This window comes from Aureispira sp. CCB-E, from assembly GCF_031326345.1.
Lineage (GTDB): Bacteria > Bacteroidota > Bacteroidia > Chitinophagales > Saprospiraceae > Aureispira.
This window is the reverse complement of sequence record NZ_CP133671.1, coordinates 242,944-266,152: the sequence shown is the minus strand read 5'-3', so window position 1 is coordinate 266,152 and position 23,209 is coordinate 242,944. Positions and strand designations below refer to the sequence as shown.

Below are 23,209 nucleotides of genomic sequence, written 5' to 3'. Positions count from 1 at the left end.
TTACGGAACAATTACTTTATTGTATACTTATAGTTTTTATACAGTACAAAATATAAATATGCTCAATTTAAGAATAGATTCAGACAATATAGAACATTTTTTTGACCAAATTGCCATACAGTTATTTAATGAATATGCAATCAGCACTGGTTCGTCCTTTTATCAGGCAACAGAATTGGAATTTTATTATAACAATACATCACAAACAATGGATAATTTTGCGCATGACCATCGAAAAAAGGAATATAAAAATGGTACTTGGCGATTGCATGGGGCAGGAGTGGATATTGTATTGAAAAATGAAACACATTACGGAGGAATATTGATACGTGGAATTCAGTTATTGAATCAAGACTATATCCCTGTCAATGAGGGATACATTGATGGTCCTTGGAACACTATAGAGCGGCTGATTCAGCAAAAAGGCATTGTAGAAACACAAAGTGGCTTTTATTTGTGTAAATTACCGTACAAAAAAAACAGAGCATTTAAAAAAACGCCACGAGTCGGCTTGAACTTACGGAATATAGAAGATTTAGAATATATTTGTAAGCCTTGGCGTTATATCACTACTCCAATTCAAACCCAAAGATGTCGAGAACTTATTTTCTTGCAATTGCATTTTAATGAAGATGAGGAAAAGAATACCTTGGGCTTGAGTGAGCGCACAAAAGCAAATTATTTGAACTATTTTCAAGAAGGACAAAACATGGCTTTGGATCTCCTTGTTAAAAAGCCAAAATCAGTGGCAAAAAATTGCCAACTATTTGGGCATTACATCAAAAAATATTCAAAATGATGAGGTACTTTTTTTGTTTAATCATAGGGTTACTTATTGTAGGGCAAACCGAGGTCAAAGGGCAGTATTATGACCAAACACTTGGTTTTAGAGCAGGCACATCTCTAGAGCTAAGCTACAAGCGTTTTATTTTTTATACGCCTAATATTCAACAAGCGATAGAAGGTCTGGCAGGTTTTCAGATAGATGAAGGGATTTATTTTCCAGGAATATTATACGATGCGCCTCAAAATAACGGGTATGTCTTTGAAGCACTATGGGTCTTTCATTTAGATTTGGGGTTTGATACTAACTTTTCAGGCTTTGCAGGTGCTGGAGGTTATTTAGGGGCTTATACTGAAACAGGACGGACTCCTTTCTTTGGTGGTGGTTTTACAACTGTAGTGGGAGTCGAATATACTTTTTCACATGCTCCTGTTAGTCTAAGTATTGATTGGAAACCTATTTTTGGTTTTCCTCGATTTAGTTTGGCAAGAGGCGCCTTGACACTTCGATACATCTTACCAACAACTTGGCAGTAATCTATTAGGTCTTAGTTTTGAAAATTTCTTTATATACGCATTGATTTAGGCCATTTTTAAAAAATGCTACTAGAATAAAAGTATTTATCTGAATTGCCTCCTTTATCAAGGTTTTACCAAATGATGGGAATAAATATCTTATTAGACAACAACAAACCGATAAATAGAACATTGTAGTGAATAGTCATCCTTCGAGATGGTAACACACCATATGCAGATCTTAATTATTTATCAACTTGTACGATTTTACAGCTTGTATGTTTTTAGTTTTTATTCTATTTTGTCATACAAAAAAACTTATAAGCTAGAAGTTTTTTCATAGAAGTGCCATTTTTTATATAAAAAAACGTATTGTATGATTATTAAGATTGTATGTTTTTGAAAAAAAATGTATAATTGCATACATGGAAGAGGATATTATACATATTGCAATTGAAAATTTTTCTGCTAACTCAAATTTGAATATAGTAGTCAAGGATTTATTTCCCAAAAAACAAGATAACGGTTATGATGGAGTGCTGTCACTTTCAACTAATCGAAAAAAAATTGATTTTGTCTTTGAAAAAAAAAAAAGACTAACACTTTCAAAACTTCCTAAAATTTTCAATCACATAAATCTCCTAACAAATATTATTTTAGTTTCAGATTATATCCCCAAAACTGTAAAAGAATTTCTAAAAGGAAAAAATATTTCATATTTAGATACAGCAGGAAATGCATTTATCACCGACAACGAAGAACTTTATATATACATAGAAACAAATAAGAATGCTCCTTTAACTCCTCCAAATCCTAATAGAGCCTTTTCTAAATCAGGGTTAAAGGTCGTTTATCAATTATTAATAAATGATAAAACACTAGATACCTCATACAGACAGATTGGCGAGGTGGCTAAAGTTTCTATAGATACAGTCAGAAGAGTATTAAAAGAGCTTCAAAGAGATAAGTTTATAGTAAAAATAAATAAGACAAAATCTAAGCTACAGAACAAAGAAAGACTATTTCAAGAGTGGGTAATCTTGTTTAATCGGGTACTTAGACCTAAATTAAAACAAAAAAGTTTTGCCCCAAAAAATTTTTCAAATATTCGATTTATTATAGATGAAAGTAATCCATCATCGATTGGGGGAGAACTTGCAGGAGAAATGCTATCAAACCATCTTATTGCAGAAAAAGCAATTATTTATACGGATAAATCTTTCATGGATCTTTCAAGAAAACTAGGATTACGCCCAAGCACGAATGGGGCTATTACTTTTATTGAGCAATTTTGGGCAGGTCCCATTCTAAGTAATAAAAAAACAGTCCATGCTATGTTAGTATATGCTGATCTAATAAACTCCCCTACTCCTAGAAACTTAGACACTGCCAAAATAATTTATGATAAATATGTCAAAACTTTTTTATGACTCCTTAGGCACTACTAATCTTAAGGATATAATAATTGATTTACAAAAAGCTGCTAAAGAATTAGACTTTGATTTTTTTGGTGTTGGAGCACTTGCTCGTAATGTTTGGTACGCCTCAAATGACGAAGTTCCAAGAGGTACGAAAGATATTGACTTTGCTGTTTATGTACCCAACTCTACAATTTATAATCAACTAAAAGATAAACTTATCAAGGATTACGACTATGCAGATGTACCCAATAACTCGTTTTGTTTAAATTCTCCATATGGTATTCCATTAGATTTATTACCTTTTGGTGAAGCTGAAATTGATCATACAGTAGAAATTGATGGGGAAGGGCTTGTTTCAATAAGTTTGGCTGGCTTTTCAGACACTTATATGAAGGGATTAGTTATCAAAGAAATTGAAGATGAAAAAATAAAGGTATGTACAATTCCTTCTGTTGTCTTGTTAAAACTAATTGCTTATGATGACCGACCAGAAAATAGACCTAACGACCCTATTGACATTGATTCGATAATGAGCCATTATCCTGATATTGAATTTGAGGCTATATGGACAGAAGAATATGCTTTTCTGTATGAAAATGAAGCTGAAGACAATGCTATTCCTTCTGAAAAAATTGGAGTCGCAGTATTAGGTTACGAAATAAGTAAAATTATCCATGGCAATAGTGATTTGACGACGAGAATATTGCATATACTAGACAAAGCTATAAATTTGGATTCTGAATTAGCTCAACAAATGATACAAGATACCGAAAATGAAACTATTGAAACAAAAACAGATGTTCTTACTATCCTAAAAAGAGGTATTGAAGATGGCTTAAAAAAATAACTCTCTGAAATATTCGTACACTTCCAGATTTAAAGATTCACGATCTTCTTGGGAAGACGTAAAGAAAGAAGTTGAAACTCTTATCCTTTCAGATATACAATCTAAGTTAAAATAATTGTATTATATCTAAAGGTAAAGATGAAGAAACCATAGAGATTATCCTACATAAAATCCCTACGCCCAAAATAGAATGAAAAACTTCCTAAAAATCTACTAGAAAATCAAGTACTTGATCAAATTGCATATCCCGAGGATTTAGCTCATAAAAATAGAAAGTTTAGATACGAATCTTGTGCAACTTACAATACTCACTATTGGCAGATTCCCTATTGTTGTGCGATTTTTCAACCGTTTTAATTCTTTGAATAAGCCTAGAATGCTCACTTTTACACTGGAGATTTGACTCCTTGATTTTGAATCTTTCGTTTCTTATACTTTTTTCGTTTTAAAAAGCATATGGTGGTCTTTTTCGCAACTTTCCTGTTGGCTACACCGATAGGTGTTTGGTGCAACAAAGTTATCTATAGTTTTGTCTGTTTTAGGGATACTTTCTATTTTTATTCTAAAAATAGACCTAATTTATTTCCCGTGGCTTATACACAACATATGCACATCCAAAAAATACTATGAAATTATCACCATTAGAATTAAATGCTAAAACTCTAGAAGCCGAACTTTCTTGGCTAAATAAAGTAATTATGACCCGTATGGACCTACGATTTGGGCAAGAAAGTGAATATACGAGTGTCTATGAGGTTCCAATGCCTTCTGTGGAAAATGATGAATCGTTTTATGCAAAGATTATTAAGTTTTGCAATTTCGGTTTTAAAGAAAGAGTTATTTTGGCACTGAGTATAGCACCTCATGTCCGCCCACAATTGTTGGATCGCTTTTTTCTGAAAAATAAGATATATGATCGTGTTTATACGGAATTTGGAGGCTTAAAAGGACGTTACCACAGTGGTTTTTTGCCGACTGGTGAAACGGCAGCTTTTTTGATTGCAGGACGAGATATTGAAGAGCGAATTAGAATTATTGATTTATTCAAGCCTCAACATTATTTTTACAAAAATAATATATTAAAGCTTGATTTGAATCAAGGAAGTGAACCACTATTTAGTAGTGGTTTAGAGTTGAGTGAGGAGTATTTGAGCTTTTTTACTTCTGGAAATCCATATAAACCAGACTTTAGTACTAATTTCCCTGCCAAGCATTTGTCTACAAAATTAGATTGGTCAGATTTAGTTTTGGACCCGTATGTGTTGGGGGAAATCTCAGAAATATCCGCTTGGTTAGAGCACCAAAATACTATTATGAATGATTGGGGGTTAAGCAAGCAATTAAAGAGAGGTTACCGAGCTCTGTTTTATGGACCTCCAGGAACAGGAAAGACGCTAACGGCTTGTTTGATTGGAAAGCAAATGGGGCTAGATGTTTATCGAGTAGATTTGTCGCAGGTCGTTTCTAAGTATATTGGAGAAACAGAGAAAAATATGTCGAATATTTTTGATCAAGCTGAAAACAAAAATTGGATTTTGTTTTTTGATGAAGCGGATGCCTTGTTTGGAAAACGGACGGCTACTTCTGACTCCAAAGACCGCCATGCCAATCAAGAGGTGGCTTACTTGCTACAACGAGTAGAGGATTTTTCAGGAGTGGTTATCTTGGCGACGAATCTTAAAGCAAATATGGATATTGCATTTACACGTCGTTTTCAATCGATTATTTACTTCCCAGCCCCCAATGTAGAGCAGCGTCAGCAGTTGTGGGAAAACAGTTTTAAAACTGTAAAAAAAGAGTCTGATGTAGATTTTTCTATTATTGCGAATGAACATAAAATAACAGGAGGTAGTATTATTAATGTCTTGCGGTATTGTTCTTTAAGTGCGTTGAGAAGAGGCAGCGATGCCGTTGCAATGGAGGACATCCGAGAGGGGATTAAACGAGAGTTGAGAAAAGAAGGAAAAACGATGTCATAAATTATAGAGATTTGATGACAATGATTGCAGATATGCAATTGTCTTATATAAGGCAAAATATGGAAGTAAAAGCAGAACAAATTTTGTTTGTGGTTGTTATCCGTATAGAGTGAGTATGAAATAGATATCAACAAAAAGTTAAGTTTACTTAAACGGTATCTATTTTATACTTACTGGTAAAACCCCTCATTGTTCCAATTAAAACCATCCATTATGTCAAAGCTTTTATCTATCCCCAGCTTAGTATTTATAGCGATTATCTCTTTCTTTGCAAGCTGTTCGACTACCAATTCATCTATTTATATAGATGAGTTAACTCAAAACCCTAACAAAAACACCAATAATAGGCTAGAGCACATTACCAATTTATGGGTAGGGCATTTTTCTAATAAAATGTCTATAGAAAAAGGGTATGCCGATACAAATGTAGAACAAGAAATTATAGGCAGGCGAATTTGGAAAAAGAACCGTTTTGGAGAGTACTGGATTTATTCAGGATGGTTTCAGGCAGGAGCCTACGAGTCAGCATTGTCTAGCAGTATAGCTCAAATTACCAAGGTTTCACCAGATACAGCCTTCATTGCGTTTTATCGCATAAAAGATAGGGTTGAGGTAGATGCTTATGAGTGGCAAAAAGATGAACCATTTGATAATCTAAAACCATCAGATTTAGAAAATTGCGGGGAGGGATGTGGTAGTTATTTGGTTCGGGAAAAAGATGGTAGTTATCGCGCAATTGCTAAGAACCCTTGTTATAGCCCTATCTCTGCGGAACTGAAATATTACAAGATAGATGCTAAATTAAAGAAAACAAGTATTGTATTTAATACTAAGTTTTTAGATGAGCAACTTAATGTTTTGGTACATTATAAAGACAATACCTTTTTTAGGTTTAATAAAAGTGAGTTGGAAAAGAAATATGAAAATTTTGCGCTTGCTAATTAAGTAGATTGAGCCGTCCTATTGTTATATTGAACAACCTTGAAAAGGAGCTTTCACGTAAAACGTACTTCTTTTCAAGGTTATTTTTTGTTTGAAGTAGTACCTAGTAGAGAATCTTAGTTGTTTTTTGAACAAATTGATGTGTTAAATGTATCTTAGCATGTGTATATCAGAACTATTATTCTAATATAATGCTTATTTTTCCTTTTGGTTTCGAACCCAATAGTCTGGTGTAACCTATATTTGACAACTAATTTGACAGATCGTAAATATATCCATAGATAGTGAATAACTTATTCTTGCAATCCAACATTATATTTCAATACCCTACATGGTTTATCTTTTTGTGTGTTTTGATGGGAGCTTTGTATGCTCTAGCATTGTATTATAGAGACCGAAGTTTTGGAGAACAATCCAAAAAACTGAATACAGGACTTGGAACCTTGCGTTTCGTTACTGTAACAATCATTTGCTTGCTGTTGTTGGCTCCTGTGATTAAACGAACGATCACGCAGACACAACAACCTATTGTCGTTTTGGCACAGGACAACTCGGAGTCAGTAGGGCGAAGCATGTCAGAAGAAGCTCAAGTGCAATACCAAAAGGATATGGAAGCACTTAAAGAAAAACTAAGTGCAGATTATGACTTAAAAACCTATTCTTTTGGGGCAGAAGTGCGAGAAGGAATTGATTATTCGTTTGATGATAAAGCAACCAATATAGCTGGGTTCATGCAAGAAATGTATGATTTGTATAGCAACCAAAATATAGGAACAATTATTTGGGCTTCGGACGGAATTTATAATCAAGGAAGTGATCCTGTTTACTTGGGAAATAAATTAAATACACCTGTTTTTAGTGTCGCATTGGGAGATACTATTCCTAAAAAAGACTTGGTACTTAAGAAGGTATATAACAATCAAATTACTTATTTAGGCGATCGGTTTACGGTGCAAGTAGATGTTGCTGCTATTAATTGTAGCGCAGGAGCTACTAAGTTAACGGTATCCAAAGGAGGAAAAAAGTTACAAGAAAAATTGATTTCAATTGATAACAATGACTTTTTTATAACAGAAGAGATTACGTTAGAAGCAACTAGAAGTGGTGTTCAAAAATACACCGTTTCGTTGAGTCCAATAGGTGGGGAGGCAACCAAAGCGAACAATTCTAAAAACTTTTATATAGATGTTTTGGATGCTCGTCAAAAAATCTTGTTACTAGCAGAATCACCCCATCCAGATATGGCTGCTTTTAAGAGGACGATTAAGAACAATAAAAATTATGAAGTAGAAATAAAATACGCCGATGATTTTTCGGAGTCGGTTTCAGGTTATGACTTTGTGATCTTGCATCAGTTGCCAAGTGCTAGAAATAGTATTACAGATGTACTGACAACGATTCGAACAAAGAAAATTCCACATTTATTTGTTGTTGGAACCTTGACCAATCTGCCTAATTTGAACCAAAGCCAAGATTTAATTCAGATTAATGGGAGAGGTAATCAAACCAATGATACAGAAGGTGTACTGGAACCTTCTTTTAATACTTTTACATTAGATGAGCGAATCAAGGATTTGATAGCTCAATTTCCACCTGTAACAACTCCTTTTGCCGATTTTAAACCTAAGGCAGATGCAACCATTATGCTGAGTCAAAGAATTGGTTCTATTAATACAGAATATCCATTGTTGGTCTTGGGAGAAGAACAAGGTGCTAAAAAAGGTGTTTTGGCAGGTGAAGGAATTTGGAAGTGGCGTATATTTGATTATGTACAAAATCAGTCACATGATTTATTTGACGAATTGTTGGGCAAGGTAATTCAATATTTAAGCACTAAAGAGGACAAACGGAGGTTTAGAGCTTTTGTTAGCAATACGTTGTATAATGAGAATGAAGTAATTTCGATTGATGCTGAATTGTATAATAGCAATTACGAACGTATCAATACCCCCGAAGCACGGGTGGTAATTACAAATGACAAAGGAGAAAAATTCCCATTTACATTTAATAAAACAGAGTCTAGTTATGCGCTGAATGCAGGACGATTGCCAGAAGGTAGTTACGAGTTTGAAGCTTCTACGGTATTTAATGGAGAAGAATTAAAATCAGGAGGTGCTTTTAGTGTACAATCTATACAGTTAGAGGTATTCGAAACAACAGCCAATCATCAACTCCTAAATTTGATTAGTACTAAAAATGGTGGTGCTGTTGTAGGGCCTAACGAACTCTTGAAGCTGCCAGAATTAATAACCGCAAAAGGGTTTGCAAAACCAGTTTTGTACGATACTGTCAAAACTCGATCGTTGATTCATCTTAAATGGATTTTCTTTTTACTATTAGGTTTGCTGACTTTGGAGTGGTTCTTAAGAAGGTATTTTGGAAGCTACTAACGACTCTAAAGATGTGTTATAGTCTCGTCCTAAAAAAAGGAGGCTGTCAGGAAAGATAATTTTCTGACAGCCTCTTGTATTTTATGTGTTAGATAATAATTATGACGTTCTATCTTTTTTATCGTTGGAATGAATTCCAGAGCGTTCTATCTCCTTTTGGTTGATTAAGTCAATAATGACAATAATAGCAATATTAAAAAAGAAGAATGAGCCAATTTTGTCCGTTTCAATCATATCGTTCATCAACAAGAAGGCATCAATAACAATGGTAGATAAAATAGTCGCCATTACAAGATCCCTACGCTCTCTTGTTGGAGATTGGTGGTATACTTGCTCACCATAAATAATAGTTGTATAGATAAGGAGCAAGAAGATAATTAGACCAATGATGCCCTGTTCTAAAGTTGTCATCAAGTAATAATTATGAATTCCAGATTTCTCAGGATTATCACTCACATAAGTCGAAAAGCGATTTAACGTGTAATGTTTATAAAAATGATAAAAATTGCCAGGACCAAAACCCAAGATAGGCTTTTCGGCAATCATTTGTGCACCTGCAATCCACCGATAATAGCGTTCCATGGTAGAAACATCTTTTAGCTCAGAGGTAGATGAGACAATATCTGACAATTCTGTGTGTGCAATTGTTTGATCTGTCGGAACAAGTTCCATAAACTTATTTTCTGTAATTAGAAACGATAAGATACCAAGAGCACCAATAGATGCAATAATTGCAGCTAGCTTGACAAAACGCAAACGGATGATCCAATAAGCGACAGGAATGATTGCTAAGGCTACATATGCTGCTCTCGTATAGGCTGTGAGAACACCAAAAACAAGCACTCCTAATGTGATTTCCAAGATGCGTTTTTTTAACCCCACACTCCATTTCCAAAGGTAACACATAAAAGGAATGAATACCGAAAGAATTGCGGCGTAGTTAACATGGTTTCTAAAAAAAGGAGGGCAGGCTTCATTGATTTTTTTAAAACCAAACTCTAGAGTTGCATGGTGTATAATAACTTTTGTAGTTGCAAGAGCCAACGGAATTGCAATTAACCAAAGTAGGAGATTAACTTTCTTCTGATCCTTTACCAAATAACCTGTAAAATAAAAGAAGGTTACGACGTACCACAGCTTTGCTAATAAAAATTTAAACGAAAAACCAATGGCAGATGATGTAAACGTGGTAATGGCGACCCAAGCAACATGCACCAAGATTAGTATCGATAAAGGATGTTTTATGTATTTTCGATCTATGCTCAACGGATTGGTTAAGACAACTAAGAAATAAATTAACATAAGCCCCACAATAAGGGGTTCTGTTGGTAAATCCGTTGCTAAATGGTCGGTCAAAAATACTTCTGTAGATATTGGAATCGACAGAAACAATAGAAAATAAATTTTTTCGTAATCTACTAATACCTGAAAGACAAATGCTAATGCAAGAGGGAACAATAATGGAGTGGGCGTCTCAAAAAAGATCGCCCCCATTATCGAGGCAACAATACAAAAAGCATAGCCAACAAATAAGTTGTGCGAGTATTTACGTATGGCTAACTGGCTTCTCATATAAGACTTCTTTCCAATCGATGCGTTTGTAGGCATCTAATATTAATACACCTATGACTCCTAAAATAACCGAAACTAAGATGGCTCCAACTACCATAAAAGAACGGACTGGATACGATTTTAGATTCGGAACTTGCACGGGCTCCAAGACAATAATACCCGCAATATTAGAATAGGCATGGGTTTTAAATTTTGCAAATTGTGTGATAATCAAAGAGAGCTCTTCGTTCAAATTAGCAATTTTAGTTTCCCAATAAATAACAGGGTCTCTTCCTTCATTAAAGGCATAAATATCAGAAGAAGTCTCTACGTCGGGGTTTCGAATAGAACCTCCTCGCATCAATTGACGTTGTTGCAACGCACCTGCAATACGAGCTTTTACGTTGATAATAGAATCTCGTGGCGCTTTCATTTCTTGAAAACTAATTAGTTTTGCTTGGTCATAAGCCAATTGCCCTTCTAAAGCGGTCAACATACCAGAAAGCGTTTTACTTTGTTGGTTTACATCAAAAATATTGAATTTTTTACGCAAGGTTGTCAAAGTATCTGCTACCGTAATTAATTCTGCTTCTTTTTCAGCGATTGCTTTTTCGTAGGTTTCTTTAATCAACCCTTTGTTTCCAGAAGTAGCAGCACGATACAAGTCTTCAATTTTATCCAAAGCCGCTAAAACCATGTTAAAAGCTGTTTCAGCATCTTTATCTTGTATAGAAATCTCTAAACCACTATGTTTGTTTCGTTTGATATCATATAGTTTTCTAAAGTGCTTCTCAATTTTATTGCGCCCTTTGGGAGTACTATCATCAATACCATAGTGCTCTGATAAATTGAATTTTTTAATCATGTGATCAACAAAGGGAGATGATTCGGCAAAAATTAACACACGGCTAACAGCATCATCGCCACCATACAAGGTTAAGTTACCCGCAGAGTCAAACAGTTTTTGTTCCTCATTAGTTGGAACAAAAGTAGCATAAGCGGTGTAATAATCATCTAATAGCAACGTAACAACAATAGCCCCAATTGTAGTGCTAGCAATTAAAATAAGCAAGGGCTTTTTCCATCGGTAAAGAATACCAATAATGTCTAATAAAGAATAGCTATTTTTTTCTTTACTCATTGTAGTATTTGTATTTTATTTGAATAACCTATTTTGAACATTGTTCAAATCTCTTTGATAAATATTTGCAATAGTTCGTTGAGAAACTTTATTAGTTTGATAATTAGCAAGTTGTGTCTTTGTTGTGTTTTGTGTTAAAATTCTGATTATCAAACTAATATAAATGTGCTTTTTTGTCTTTTTGGTAAAAAAGTAAAAAACTAAGCTTGCGCCCTCATGAGCGTAGCGAACTAATCAACGAACTACTATATTTGCAAAAGTAGAAAAATTATGCGGCTTTTGTTTTAATAACTCTTAAAATGCCACGTACATCTATAATTTTGGTTATTAAGGCCCAACCAACAGAGCATATCCCTGCCAATACAAAGCCACAAAACCAAGGAATAACCATCCTTTGCAATCCCCAATTAATTAATCCAACGCCTATAACAAATAGTAAAATTTGACCTAAAAACAGAATGTTAGTAGACAAATTGAAGGTCCTTCGTGCAAGTTCTAGTTCTGCCAAAGCCACAAAAGATTGTGTAATAATGGTACTAATAGCGGCTCCCCAAGCGCCATATTCTAAAATCAAAAAATAATTAGAACACATATTAATGACAATTCCTACGACAAAGACGATGTTCATAGACATAAGGTTGCCATTAGCCGTTAATAAAGTTCCTACAATATGAATCATACCTATAGAATTGAAACCAATCATGAGTAAGATCAATACCTCGGACATAGAGGGGCTATAATTGACATACAACAAGGGCATGATTTCCTGTGCATAAAAACAAACAGCAATACTAAAACTAACTGTAATAACTAGCATGATACTGCTACTTAGTTTCAAAAGAGGTTGAACATCTTCTTTGTTTTTTAGCATTCGAGCAAACATTGGTAGTAATAAACCCGCAAACAAAAAACAAATCATATTAATAGCATCTAATAAGCGATAGGCCGCAGCATAGATATTGCCCTCTTGAATACCTTTATTGGTAACAGGATCATAAAGCAACCGTTCTATCATGACCGCATCAATTCTAGTATAAATATTCATTAATAACACGACCAAAGAAAAAGGAATGCTCTGTTTTAAAATAGCTCTAAGTAGCGGTTTATTCCAATACAAGACCAGTTTACCTTTTAAATACCTTCGAGTAAGGGCAAACGAAATGAATGTCGTTAAACCAAATGCTGCTGTTTGGGCATAAATAAACCATTCAATTTGAAAAAATGCTACCCAAGGTCCCCACAACAAAGGGATACAAATGAGCATCATTAACAATTTATCTAAGATGGATAAAATGCTATCTAGGCGATAATACTGTAATCCTGAAATATTGGAGCGAAAAAAGAAGGTAAATGTGATGAAAATCTGATTGAGTAATAAAAACAACAATAGATAAAGTTCTTTCCAACCATAGCCTAGTATTAATGCGGTACTGAGAGACAAGAATAAAAAGACAAGTGATAAACCACCTTTTAACCCTAAAATATGGGGAAAATATTTGTCAAACAAATAATCGTGTTGAGCGATGTTGCGATTGTTGTATTGTTGAATACCTAAATCACTAAATATTTGAAAAATATAAGAGAAATTCAATAAGGCAAAGTAGAGACTATAATTTTCTACTACATTTTGTACCTTCAAGTCAATTCCAAAAACATAAAAAGGCTTTATGATTAAATTGATTGAAATAAGGAAAACTAAATTTAGAAGAAATTCTCTATTCATGATATAAATTTAGGATAACTTAAGTGCTCATATTGATCAAATGTCGAATAGGGGAAGTGAAAATCCATTGATACAATAGGAGGGCATAGAGGAGATCATAGGAGTTTTGAGCTACCAAAACGGATAGAGTAAGATTGTTTTAGTAGCTCAAAACGACTAAATGGTGCTCAATAGCACAGCAAGGAAAATTATTGAGCTTCCTTATTTTTTTCACGAGCAGCTCGAATTTCCTCTTTGTTTTCAGGGAAAGATTGGGTTGTTTGAGCTTCGTCTTCATCTAAGATAACAGCTTGTTTTTGGAAGAAGAAATCGTATCCCCAAAGCATAGAACGTAAGACCAAGTGTTGCCCTAAGAAGAAGTTATCTTCGTCAATATCTATAAAATAACGCTGTATTTTTTGACGATGCCCAACTTCACCATCACCACGATCTGCATTAGGGTTGTATAAGGAGTATAATCTGAATACTTGAGGTTCATTGTGATATGTTGCTTTGTAGGTAACAACAGCAAAAGGTGTAGTGGTAATAATAGAGTCTCTAGTCTCCTTATAATCTTTACCAAAAATTTTCTCAGCACTAATAACGTCAAAATCTTCAAAGTAAGTAGCCGCATTGTCTTGGTTGACCAAACTTTGATCATAAACAGGAGAAGAAGGATCAACAGGATCTACGGTATATTGGTCAGATCCAATTTTTGAAACTTTGAAAGATTGCGTCTTTTGACTGGGAGCTTGATATTCGACTTGCACAAATTCTAATTTATCGACATCATTTCTAAAAATAGCCTTATCCCTCCAGTCTTTTTCTGTTGTAATAAATCGAGTGTCAATCGTTCCTTGGAAATTTGGAATATACCCGACATAAGGTTGATCAGAGCCTTCCATGATAATCAAATTACCCGTTCCTCCACTGGTCATTGGACCTACATAGAAAACACGAAGCTTATTTTTATCTTTATCATAAATTTCAACTTTTGTTGCTTTGGCAGCCAAGGACTTGACAGCATTATCCATTGCAGCTTTGTTGATAGGTTCTCTAGTACGAACCTTTCGGATCGTTTCTAGAAGCATATAGACAGCACTAGGGTTGGCTCTATATTTTTTCCCTGTTGTTTTATTGGTGTATGTCCAATTTAATTCTTCTACTCGTTCTACTAACGCTTCGTTGCCAAAGCGATCTACTAAAAAAACACGTTGTATTTGATCCGTGTTTTTTAGAGCAAACATAGTATGTAGATTTTCTGAATAAGTGTCTTTTACAGTACCAGGATTATTGATTTTCCAAAATGTAAAAGCTCCTAAGCCCAAGAAAAGGACTAATAATGCAATGATTCTACCCATAATTTAAAACTAGTTTTTGCACCTCTTTTTTTATTTTATTTGTATTCCTAGAGGTGTTTTTCACAAAAGTAAAGAGTTTTTGAATAGTTTGTTCATTTTTTTACTTTTTAGCAAAATAAAAACAAACGAAGGTTGAATAGACGAGGGGTAAACGGTGTCTATTAAGGTAGAAAGTTGGAAAAGAGAAGGCTTGATGCTTGTATCAGAACATAACACACAATATAACTATTTGGTGAAAGAAATGAACAGCCCTCTATTGTTTTGGATTATAAAGTACAAAAGTTCGTTGTATAAGTTTGAAGTAGTCGACCTAAAGAGCAATAATTTTCCAATCACCATTAATTTTTCGAATAACAAAACGTGCCATATCACCTGCTCTAAAAACACGAGTATAGCCAGCTGCAATAGGGTTGGCTCCATCAAAGAAAAAATCGCCTGCTTGCAAATTCAAATGATTTGCCCATTCAGGAAATTTTTGGCTCAATTCATTTCTGTCATAAACAACAGGTTTGTAATTTTCTTGATACATTTGAAACGTTACTGCCATATCAGGACGAAGTGGACTTTCAGAACAAAACAAACGACGCAGTTCAGGAGTGATTTGAATCACTTGACCTCCTTCAAAACTGGTAATTTGCTGATCCAAATTATCAAACATAAAGTCACAGTTTTGATCAAAAAAGCTTTGAACAACACTCATTCCAAAAGCTTCAGCAGAAGCTCTGTCTCGTTGAGCAAATACCATACTTGCAGAGAGCAAGAACCCACACAGGATAATAACGATCTTTTTATTCATAATATAGACAATATTAATAATTCGTTGATAGCAAGAAAATACTTTTGGAGATTATTTCCCTTTTGAATACAAGTAGCAATGACTAATCGCTAACTCTTCGGTACTAAATTTACTAAAATCTGGATGAATTTTCAAGGATTTAACCGCCTCGATGTCTCCAGGTCTAATTTCTTGATCTGTTAAAGGGATGTTCAAACTGTTATATAAAGCAACAAATTGGGGAAAACGCCATCTATTTTGTGGCTGAATGCTATTGTCAATAACATTGTCCCAAGCCTTATTGCTGTATTGCAAAAAGTTGTAGATATTAATGGATTTATCAAAATGAGCAAAGTGATCCGACATATCTATGAAATGAGACTGTAGCCCTTCTTTTTTTACAATGCGCTTGAATTCTTTCAAAATATCTTTCAAAATACTTGGATAAACATGTTCAAACGTATTATTAGAATGCACCAAATCAATAGAATTATCCGCCAAATGCTTTAAATTACGAGCATCCATAAGGAGATATTTAATGTGCATTTTAGCTAAAATATCCTCAAAACTAAGCGTTTCAAAGTTTTTGGCAATATCTTGAAGAACGGTAATTCGTTCTGGTTTGGCATCAATATATTGCTTTAAGGTATCGTTTTCTATCAACTCAATAAATCTGCCAATTGTATCTTTTAGTTTTTCCTTATTGGTCAAATTAGAAATATCAACCGTGTTAATTTCGGCTGCTCCCGACAGAAAAAAACTAAAGGGAATAACAGGATACCAGCCCGTGCCCAATTCCAATGTTCTTTTATCTTCAATCGTACCACAATGCTTATTAAAGGCACTAAGATGATGTTTTACATGTTCTAGACGGTCATAAAAATATTCATCGCCCAAATAAACACCTTTGGTAATATTTTTTTGAAACCAATGGTTAATTTTATGCCCATTGGGCATAAAAGAAATGGTTTTTTGGATAATAGCTTTTAAATGCCACTTACGTATCATTGAAATATAGTTTAATAAGTAAGTTGCAAATATAGTAGATATTATTGAAAAATGCTGCGGTTATAATGAAGAGGGAGAATGATTGTTGTTCAATTGGAGGTGCAACGTCTAGAAATAGTAGCAGCGCAGCTAGCTATTGCTAGAAAAATAAGTTAAAATTAAAAATATGAATTGGAGCAATACAGAATACAAAGGTTACTGAGGTTGTTGCGTAGCAATGTTTTCAATAGCTTGAACAATCGCATCTAATTCTTTAGGATAATCAATTAACGAGTTATGCTTGCCTCTACCATCCCAAATCGGAATGGTAATAATTTTTCGGCGAACTCCTTTGGTAATAGCAATTCGAAGGGCAATAGGACGAGGTTTGTTTTCCAATCTTTTGATACAAGCAGGCGTATTACAAGTATAGATTTGGTCAAATTCAAAAAACTGCTTTTCTTCTATAAAAGTAATTAATTCCTCTAAAGTTTCTCTGGAAATATTATGTTTGCTAACCTGCAAACCTTGTAATTGACTTTGGTATTCCTTAATCACACGACCATCGGTTTTTATCAAAATCATATTGCGATAAACAGGATCTACGCCACCATAAAAACCACCACCAACCAATTCAATCTGCATCATTTCCTTAGGTTCTTCTTTTGCTAATTTTGCACGACCTTTGACCGTTTTTTGCAAGCGAGCAATACGTCTTGCCTCTCGACGTTGGCGGCGTTCTTTGCGCCGTTGCCAGACTTTGGGGTTGTATTTGATGCCTCTTTTTTCCAAAAACTGGGTATAACTTTCTGTTTCTGCCACAATCGCATCTTCTTCAAAGTTAACATTGATGTCAGGCAAATCATTGGGAGAGCGCTCAAAAGGAGCATCAGCATCTGTTACTCGTACAAAATGATAACGGTAAGAAGACTTTCTATTCATGGTAAACTCTAAGATTAAAGCTTCTTCGTTAAAAGAAGCAATACGCCACCATTCTACCTTTCGGAAATTGTACATAATCTCATTTTGCTCTTTGTTCAAACGCCAAAGCCCCCCTGAAAGTGTTCCGTTTAAGTAGGTTTGATAGCCGTAGTCGTATCGAAAAAAAACAAAGTAATCGTAGGTGTCATCTGCCTTATGGATGATTGTGTTGCTTTCTGCATGAGTAGTATACGTATATTTCCATTTGGTATTAACAAATAAGTTTTCGTTAATAGCAGGATAAATGGTCGCAGTGCTATCTGTTATTTGTGCATTGAGTTGAAGACCACAAAGGAGCAAAATAGTCCATAGAGAACAGAAGACGATTTGTTTTTTATAGAACATAAACCAAGAAATTTGGTACTTTGACTTATCTTTGTTATGGAATATTGTCATAAAAATATTCTAGCAGTATTTTTGCTAACCATATTCATAAAGATTGTACAATGAATAATTGTTACTCAAGTTTAAATGGCTTTTTTACCTCAAAAGGTAACCATTCGATAGAGTACTGTTAGAATAGTAGTTAGCTGCGCTGCTACTACATGGCTTCAACGAACGAATTGTTAAAAGCAACCTTTACAAAAATACTAAAATTTACAAAAAGATGTTACGATTAAGCGGCTATCTACTCCTTCTTATGTTATTTTTAACAGCTTGCACTTCAAATAATAAGGACGAGCCTAAAATTGGAGCAGATGGATTCCCTGAATTTACAGAAGAGCAGTTGCAAGAAATGATAAAAAACCATCCGAAGTCTCAACAGCCAATGCCAGCGCAAGAATCATCCAACCAAATAATAGAAAAAATGGAAAGCTTTTTGGCCAAAGATCCAGATGACATAGCTACGAATTATAACTTAGCCAAATTACATTATCAAAAATATATGAAGGATAGCTTGGTAGAGGCGATTCAAAAGGCACTTCCTTATTACAACAAAGTGATTGCATTACAAGCCGATTATGAAGAAGGACGCCCTTATTATAATCGAATGTTGTGTTACCTAAATACTGGTGAATACGATGCTGCATTGAATGATCTAGATCGTTTTGTTGCAATCAACCAAAATCGAACCCCTGTCAATCATGAATCGATGCGAGCAGAGATTCTATTTCAAAAGGGACTTGAAGTAGAAGCTTGTGCTGTTTATCAGAAGGCTTTGGTGCGATACCAACAAGATAGTTTGCCGATTCACAACGAAAAAATTTGGAACAAACGCTGTTCAAACTAAAGTTAAAATTTAGTTATTGAAAGAAAGTGCCTTCAACTATTTGAGCTTAAAAACGTATCTTGTTATATTGAGCACACTTGCTTTTATCACAACTATTTATACATAGCCCAACACCTCATCAAACTTTCTTGTTGCTGAAAACAGGAGGATTAATACAAAAAAATGAACATGATAAGATTATTTCTTTTTTCTATAACATTATTGATAACAAGTCAAGTTTCAGCTCAAACGGCTTCATTGGCACGAAAGTATTTTTCTGATGGAGAGTTTGAAAAGGCTGCTGCGTTATACAAAGAATTACACGAAAAGAATCGAGCCAACGATTACTTTTTTGAGCGTTACTTTGTCACCTTGTTAGAGTTGGAAGATTACAAAGAAGCTGAGAAAATGATGAAAAAATCAATTAAAGCTTCTCCCGAAAAAGTCGAACGTTATGTGAGTTATGGTGTTTTGTACGAACGTCAAGGAAATAGAGATAAAGCGAATGAGCAATATCAAAAAGCAATTAAATTATTAGCCCCCAACCAAGTTCAAATCGTAAAACTAGCCAACTCATTTATCAAAAACAAAGGCTACCAATATGCGATAGAGACCTATGAAAAAGGATCGAAGTTGATGAAAATCAAAAATATGTTTGCCTATGAAATGGGGTCGGTTTATCGCTTGAAAGGAGATATTCCTAAAATGATCGAAAGTTACTTGGATTGTTTGGAGTATTTGCCCAATCGAATGACCAATATTCAAGCTTTTTTTCAACGAGAATTGTCTCAAAATGATGGTTTTACAGAGTTGAAGAAGCAATTGTATGCTAGAATAAATAAAGCCCCCGAAGTGACTATTTACTCTGTTATGTTGATTTGGGTTTTTGAGCAGCAAGGAGACTTTGAAAATGCCTTACGTCAAGCTAAAGCGTTGGATAAGCGTCAAGGAGAGAATGGAAATAGAATTTATCGTTTGGCACAAGTAGCTATTCGTGAGAAAGCATATGATGCAGGAATTGAGGCGTATAACTATATTATCAACGAAAAAGGAATCGACAGTCCTTATTATATTGACTCTAAGAGGTTTGTGTTGATAGCCAAAAGAGATCGTTTGGTAGAAGGATTTAAGTATACTAGAGAAGAATTAGTGCTGTTAGAAGGCGAATATCAGGCTTATATAGACGAATTTGGGCGTAGTTATACTACGGCTACAATCATGCAAGAAATGGCAGAGTTGCAAGCGTTTTATTTGAATGACTTAGACAAGGCTATTATGGTATTAGAAGAGGTAGTAAAAATGCCTCAATTGTCTAGAGTAGCTCAATCGGAAGCCAAGCTTGATTTGGGAGATTATTATCTAATGCAAGGAGAAGTTTGGGAGTCTACTTTGCTATACTCTCAAGTAGATAAAGAGATGAAAGATGCGCCATTGGGTGAATTGGCTCGCTATAAAAATGCAAAATTATCGTATTATAAAGGAGATTTTGAATGGGCGCAAGACCAATTGGATATTTTAAAAGGGTCAACTTCTGAGTTGATTTCTAACGATGCGATTGGTTTGTCGGTATTTATATTGGAACATTCAGCCTTGGATACCACAACGCGTCCTATGGAAATGTTTGCAAAGTCAGAGTTGTTGCGTTTTCAAAATAAATTTGATGCTTCTATTGCTGTTATGGATAGCATTATGACACAATATAGTGATCATGGATTGGGAGACGATGTTTTGTTTGCAAAAGCAGAAATAGCTTTTAAATATCGAGATTATGAAACAGCAATTAATTATTTGGAGCGTATCCCAAAAGAATATGAAGATGGAATATTAGTGGATAATGCTATCTTTAGAATGGCAGAAATTTATGAGCAACGATTGGGGGATTCCAAAAAGGCAATGGAATTGTATGAAAAAATCTTATTCGAGCATACAGGTTCTTTGTTTATTGTTGAAGCTAGAAAACGATTCCGTAAGTTAAGAGGCGATGGCGTGTAAGTAATCTAACCTTATCAAAAAATATTATGATATATACAGTAGAGGTTACTTCGCATCAAAAGGGGTAGCCTCTTTGTTATAATGTAGAAAAATACTATGAAGCAATACGACATTACAATAATAACCGCAGTTGATTACCTTAATCCTACTGAGATTAATTGGTATGTTGAACAAGTATTGACTGAAGATCGTTTGGTGCAAGAAGCATTGGAAAGACAAGGCTTGAAGGTGGTCAGAACGAATTGGGACAACCCTGATTTTGATTGGTCTGCCACTACATTTGTATTGCTGAGAACTTGTTGGGACTATTCTGGTCGATATTTGGAATTTTCGAGGTGGTTAGAACGCGTCAAAAAGCAGAGTAAGTTAATTAATTCTGCGACCCAAATTGAGTGGAATATTAATAAGCACTATTTAGAAGATTTGATGGACCGAGGGGTGTTGATACCTCCTACTAAAATTATTACGCCAAAAACTAAAACAACATTGCAAGAGTGGCAAGAAGAATTGGGGTGGGAAGAAATGGTTTTAAAACCTGTTGTTTCAGCAGGAGGACGACATACATATCGAATCAAAAAAGAAACAATAGCATCCTATGAGGAAATCTTTAGAGAATTAATTGAGCAAGAGGCGATGCTTTTGCAGCCTTTCTTAAAACAGATTGTTACGAAGGGTGAAATTGCTCTTATGGTAATAGATGGAAAGGTAACTCATGCTGTTCGAAAACGTGCCAAAGCAGGCGATTTTAGAGTTCAGGATGACTTTGGTGGCTCTGTAGAAGATTATAAGGCAAATGTTGAAGAAATTGCTTTTGCCGAAAAAGTAGTTGCAGCTTGTCCCGAAAAACCAATTTATGCTCGTGTAGATTTGGTGTGGGATAATGATGACCGAATTGTCTTGTCTGAGATAGAACTCATTGAACCCGAGATGTGGTTTAGGAAACATCCAGTAGCAGCGGACCAACTTGCAAAGGCTATTCTAATGTACAAGCAAACTTTAGAAAATAGAACTCTAAAAGCAAAGTAAGGGCATATTTTTTTGTACAAAAAAACTACTATAGCCTGCTAAAAATCGTATTAGCATTAACAACAAACAAAACATGACACAAAAGGCAATTTGGCAAATCGTATTAATGGTTACTAGTGCTTTGATTGGCATTTTTGGAATGCAAGTGTATTCTATTATTTCTGCTTTTCAGTTGAATAGCGAGCTTTTTGATGGCAATATCAACAATGCATTAGACCATATTGTCTCTAAAATGGAGCAAACGGAAATTGAAAAAACTGCTGCTTTGTATGATTTGCCTCGCTTGACAACAGTTATTACGAATAACTCCAGAGAGATTGCAACGGTTTTGGAAGTGAATGAAATTTCGGATTATTATGAGTCTGATTCTACACAACAATACTCTTCTGTAGATACACTGCCCAAGCAAGAAGTCGAACATTTGGTGGATAACTTCAAAACAACAGAGACTACTAGGAGTTGGAAGAAAGGAAATAAAGAGGCGTATATGATTCACTTCGAACGTTTCTTTGTACACCATGGAATTGTTCAAGATATTCCTGTACAACAAAGAATTAGTATGAAGTCCTTAGATACTTTGATACAAGAGGAACTTATCGAAAAAGGTATTACAACACCTTGCGCTTATGGGGTTTATTCAAATAAAGAAGAGGACTTTGTTTTGCTCAATCCTGTAGCCAAAGAATGTGGCGAGCGTTATCGAGATCGCTCCAATTTTAGGTATAAAATTAGCCTCTTTCCTAATTCTAACGAACAAATTGCTCGACTTTATGTGGATTTTCCTGCCAAAGGAAGCTTCTTGTGGAGTGGACTGTGGTTGCATTTGATTAGTACATTTATTTTTACAGGTATTGTCATTTTTTGCTTTTATTATACCATTAAAGTCATTGTAGAACAGAAGAAATTGTCAGAAATGAAAAACGATTTCTTAAATAATATGACGCATGAATTTAAAACACCTATTGCCACCATTTCTATTGCAACAGACACCATCAAAAAGTGGATCGACAAGGGACGAGCAGAAAAAGCCATGCGTTTTGTTAATATTATAGAGGAAGAGAATAAACGGATGAACAGCCAAGTAGGGAAAGTTCTACAAATGGCGAGGATTGATAAGCGAGAGTTTAAACTTAATTTGGTGGAAGTTTATGCCGAAGATGTGATCTTAAATGCTGCTGAAAAAATTGCTTTGCAGGTAGAACAAAAAGGAGGACAAGTTATTCTAGAACTGAATGCGAACAATTCGGTTATTCAAGCAGACGAAACTCATTTTACCAATATCATTCACAATTTGTTGGACAATGCCAACAAATATTCCCCTGAAAAGCCAATTATTACCATACGAACAAGAAATGCTGGCAATGGCTTTCAATTTGAAATTCAAGATAATGGCTTGGGAATTAGTAAGGAAGCAAGAAAGTATATATTTGATAAGTTTTACCGAGTTCCTACAGGGAATTTACATGATATAAAAGGCTTTGGATTGGGACTCAGTTATGTGCAGGCCATTGTAACGGCTCATGGTGGAACGATTGACTTAAAATCAGAACTAGGCAAAGGGTCTACGTTTATTGTTTCAATGCCATTTAATCAAGAGGGATAAAA

Annotated in this window: 18 protein-coding genes; 11 read left to right on the top strand and 7 right to left on the bottom strand. The window is 34.7% G+C overall.

The genetic code is table 11. The features are described from left to right. Positions 1-58 precede the first annotated feature (58 nt). From QP953_RS01100 to QP953_RS01070, 7 genes are all read left to right on the top strand, one after another. Positions 59-799: a hypothetical protein gene (locus tag QP953_RS01100; RefSeq protein ID WP_052596379.1), complete on the top strand. Its 741-nt coding sequence runs from the start codon at positions 59-61 to the stop codon at positions 797-799. Then, positions 796-1,320: a hypothetical protein gene (locus tag QP953_RS01095; protein WP_052596376.1), complete on the top strand. Its 525-nt coding sequence runs from the start codon at positions 796-798 to the stop codon at positions 1,318-1,320. Before QP953_RS01100 ends, QP953_RS01095 begins: the two co-directional genes overlap by 4 nt. Positions 1,321-1,724: 404 nt before the next feature. Continuing rightward, complete coding sequence (locus QP953_RS01090; protein WP_309553694.1) at positions 1,725-2,729, top strand: type IV toxin-antitoxin system AbiEi family antitoxin; 1,005 nt, start codon at positions 1,725-1,727, stop codon at positions 2,727-2,729. Next, positions 2,710-3,567, top strand: coding sequence for a hypothetical protein (locus QP953_RS01085; protein WP_309553693.1), 858 nt, complete (start codon positions 2,710-2,712; stop codon positions 3,565-3,567). Before QP953_RS01090 ends, QP953_RS01085 begins: the two co-directional genes overlap by 20 nt. 626 nt (positions 3,568-4,193) lie before the next feature. Further along, positions 4,194-5,546, top strand: a complete 1,353-nt coding sequence (locus tag QP953_RS01080; protein ID WP_052596375.1) for an ATP-binding protein — start codon at positions 4,194-4,196, stop codon at positions 5,544-5,546. Positions 5,547-5,759: 213 nt separating this feature from the next. Then, on the top strand, positions 5,760-6,491 hold the full coding sequence (locus QP953_RS01075) for a hypothetical protein (RefSeq protein ID WP_309553692.1): 732 nt from the start codon (positions 5,760-5,762) through the stop codon (positions 6,489-6,491). Positions 6,492-6,772: 281 nt separating this feature from the next. Beyond that, the gene (locus QP953_RS01070; RefSeq protein WP_231512786.1) at positions 6,773-8,878 is read left to right on the top strand and encodes a hypothetical protein; all 2,106 of its coding nucleotides are present in this window, start codon (positions 6,773-6,775) and stop codon (positions 8,876-8,878) included. A 99-nt stretch (positions 8,879-8,977) separates the two neighbouring features. Here the strand turns inward: QP953_RS01070 and QP953_RS01065 are convergent, their stop codons facing one another. The 7 genes from QP953_RS01065 to QP953_RS01035 all read right to left on the bottom strand — a co-directional run bounded on the left by QP953_RS01065 (position 8,978) and on the right by QP953_RS01035 (position 17,721). Continuing rightward, positions 8,978-10,450 (bottom strand): O-antigen ligase family protein, encoded by a 1,473-nt coding sequence (locus QP953_RS01065; RefSeq protein ID WP_309553691.1) that lies wholly within the window; start codon positions 10,448-10,450, stop codon positions 8,978-8,980. Beyond that, on the bottom strand, positions 10,425-11,570 hold the full coding sequence (locus QP953_RS01060; protein WP_052596368.1) for a hypothetical protein: 1,146 nt from the start codon (positions 11,568-11,570) through the stop codon (positions 10,425-10,427). Before QP953_RS01060 ends, QP953_RS01065 begins: the two co-directional genes overlap by 26 nt. 268 nt (positions 11,571-11,838) lie before the next feature. Continuing rightward, a complete protein-coding gene (locus QP953_RS01055) occupies positions 11,839-13,293 on the bottom strand; it encodes a polysaccharide biosynthesis C-terminal domain-containing protein (protein ID WP_309553690.1) in 1,455 nt (484 codons plus the stop codon). Between the two features lie 188 nt (positions 13,294-13,481). Next, on the bottom strand, positions 13,482-14,633 hold the full coding sequence (locus QP953_RS01050; protein WP_052596364.1) for a DUF4340 domain-containing protein: 1,152 nt from the start codon (positions 14,631-14,633) through the stop codon (positions 13,482-13,484). Between the two features lie 310 nt (positions 14,634-14,943). Next, entirely contained in the window at positions 14,944-15,429 is a 486-nt protein-coding gene (locus tag QP953_RS01045; RefSeq protein ID WP_052596362.1) for a hypothetical protein, read from the bottom strand. Between the two features lie 51 nt (positions 15,430-15,480). Then, the gene (locus QP953_RS01040; protein ID WP_052596360.1) at positions 15,481-16,416 is read right to left on the bottom strand and encodes a class I SAM-dependent methyltransferase; all 936 of its coding nucleotides are present in this window, start codon (positions 16,414-16,416) and stop codon (positions 15,481-15,483) included. A gap of 195 nt (positions 16,417-16,611) precedes the next feature. Continuing rightward, positions 16,612-17,721 (bottom strand): hypothetical protein, encoded by a 1,110-nt coding sequence (locus tag QP953_RS01035; RefSeq protein WP_309553689.1) that lies wholly within the window; start codon positions 17,719-17,721, stop codon positions 16,612-16,614. A gap of 262 nt (positions 17,722-17,983) precedes the next feature. On the opposite strand from QP953_RS01035, the gene QP953_RS01030 reads away from it, so the two are divergent. From QP953_RS01030 to QP953_RS01015, 4 genes are all read left to right on the top strand, one after another. Beyond that, positions 17,984-18,607 carry a tetratricopeptide repeat protein gene (locus QP953_RS01030; protein ID WP_309553688.1) on the top strand — a complete coding sequence of 208 codons (624 nt, stop codon included), beginning with the start codon at positions 17,984-17,986 and terminating at the stop codon, positions 18,605-18,607. Between the two features lie 168 nt (positions 18,608-18,775). Next, positions 18,776-20,578: a tetratricopeptide repeat protein gene (locus QP953_RS01025; protein WP_309553687.1), complete on the top strand. Its 1,803-nt coding sequence runs from the start codon at positions 18,776-18,778 to the stop codon at positions 20,576-20,578. A gap of 96 nt (positions 20,579-20,674) precedes the next feature. Then, positions 20,675-21,604, top strand: a complete 930-nt coding sequence (locus QP953_RS01020) for a RimK family alpha-L-glutamate ligase (RefSeq protein ID WP_052596350.1) — start codon at positions 20,675-20,677, stop codon at positions 21,602-21,604. 73 nt (positions 21,605-21,677) lie between these two features. Then, positions 21,678-23,207 carry a sensor histidine kinase KdpD gene (locus QP953_RS01015; protein WP_052596347.1) on the top strand — a complete coding sequence of 510 codons (1,530 nt, stop codon included), beginning with the start codon at positions 21,678-21,680 and terminating at the stop codon, positions 23,205-23,207. Positions 23,208-23,209 lie beyond the last annotated feature (2 nt).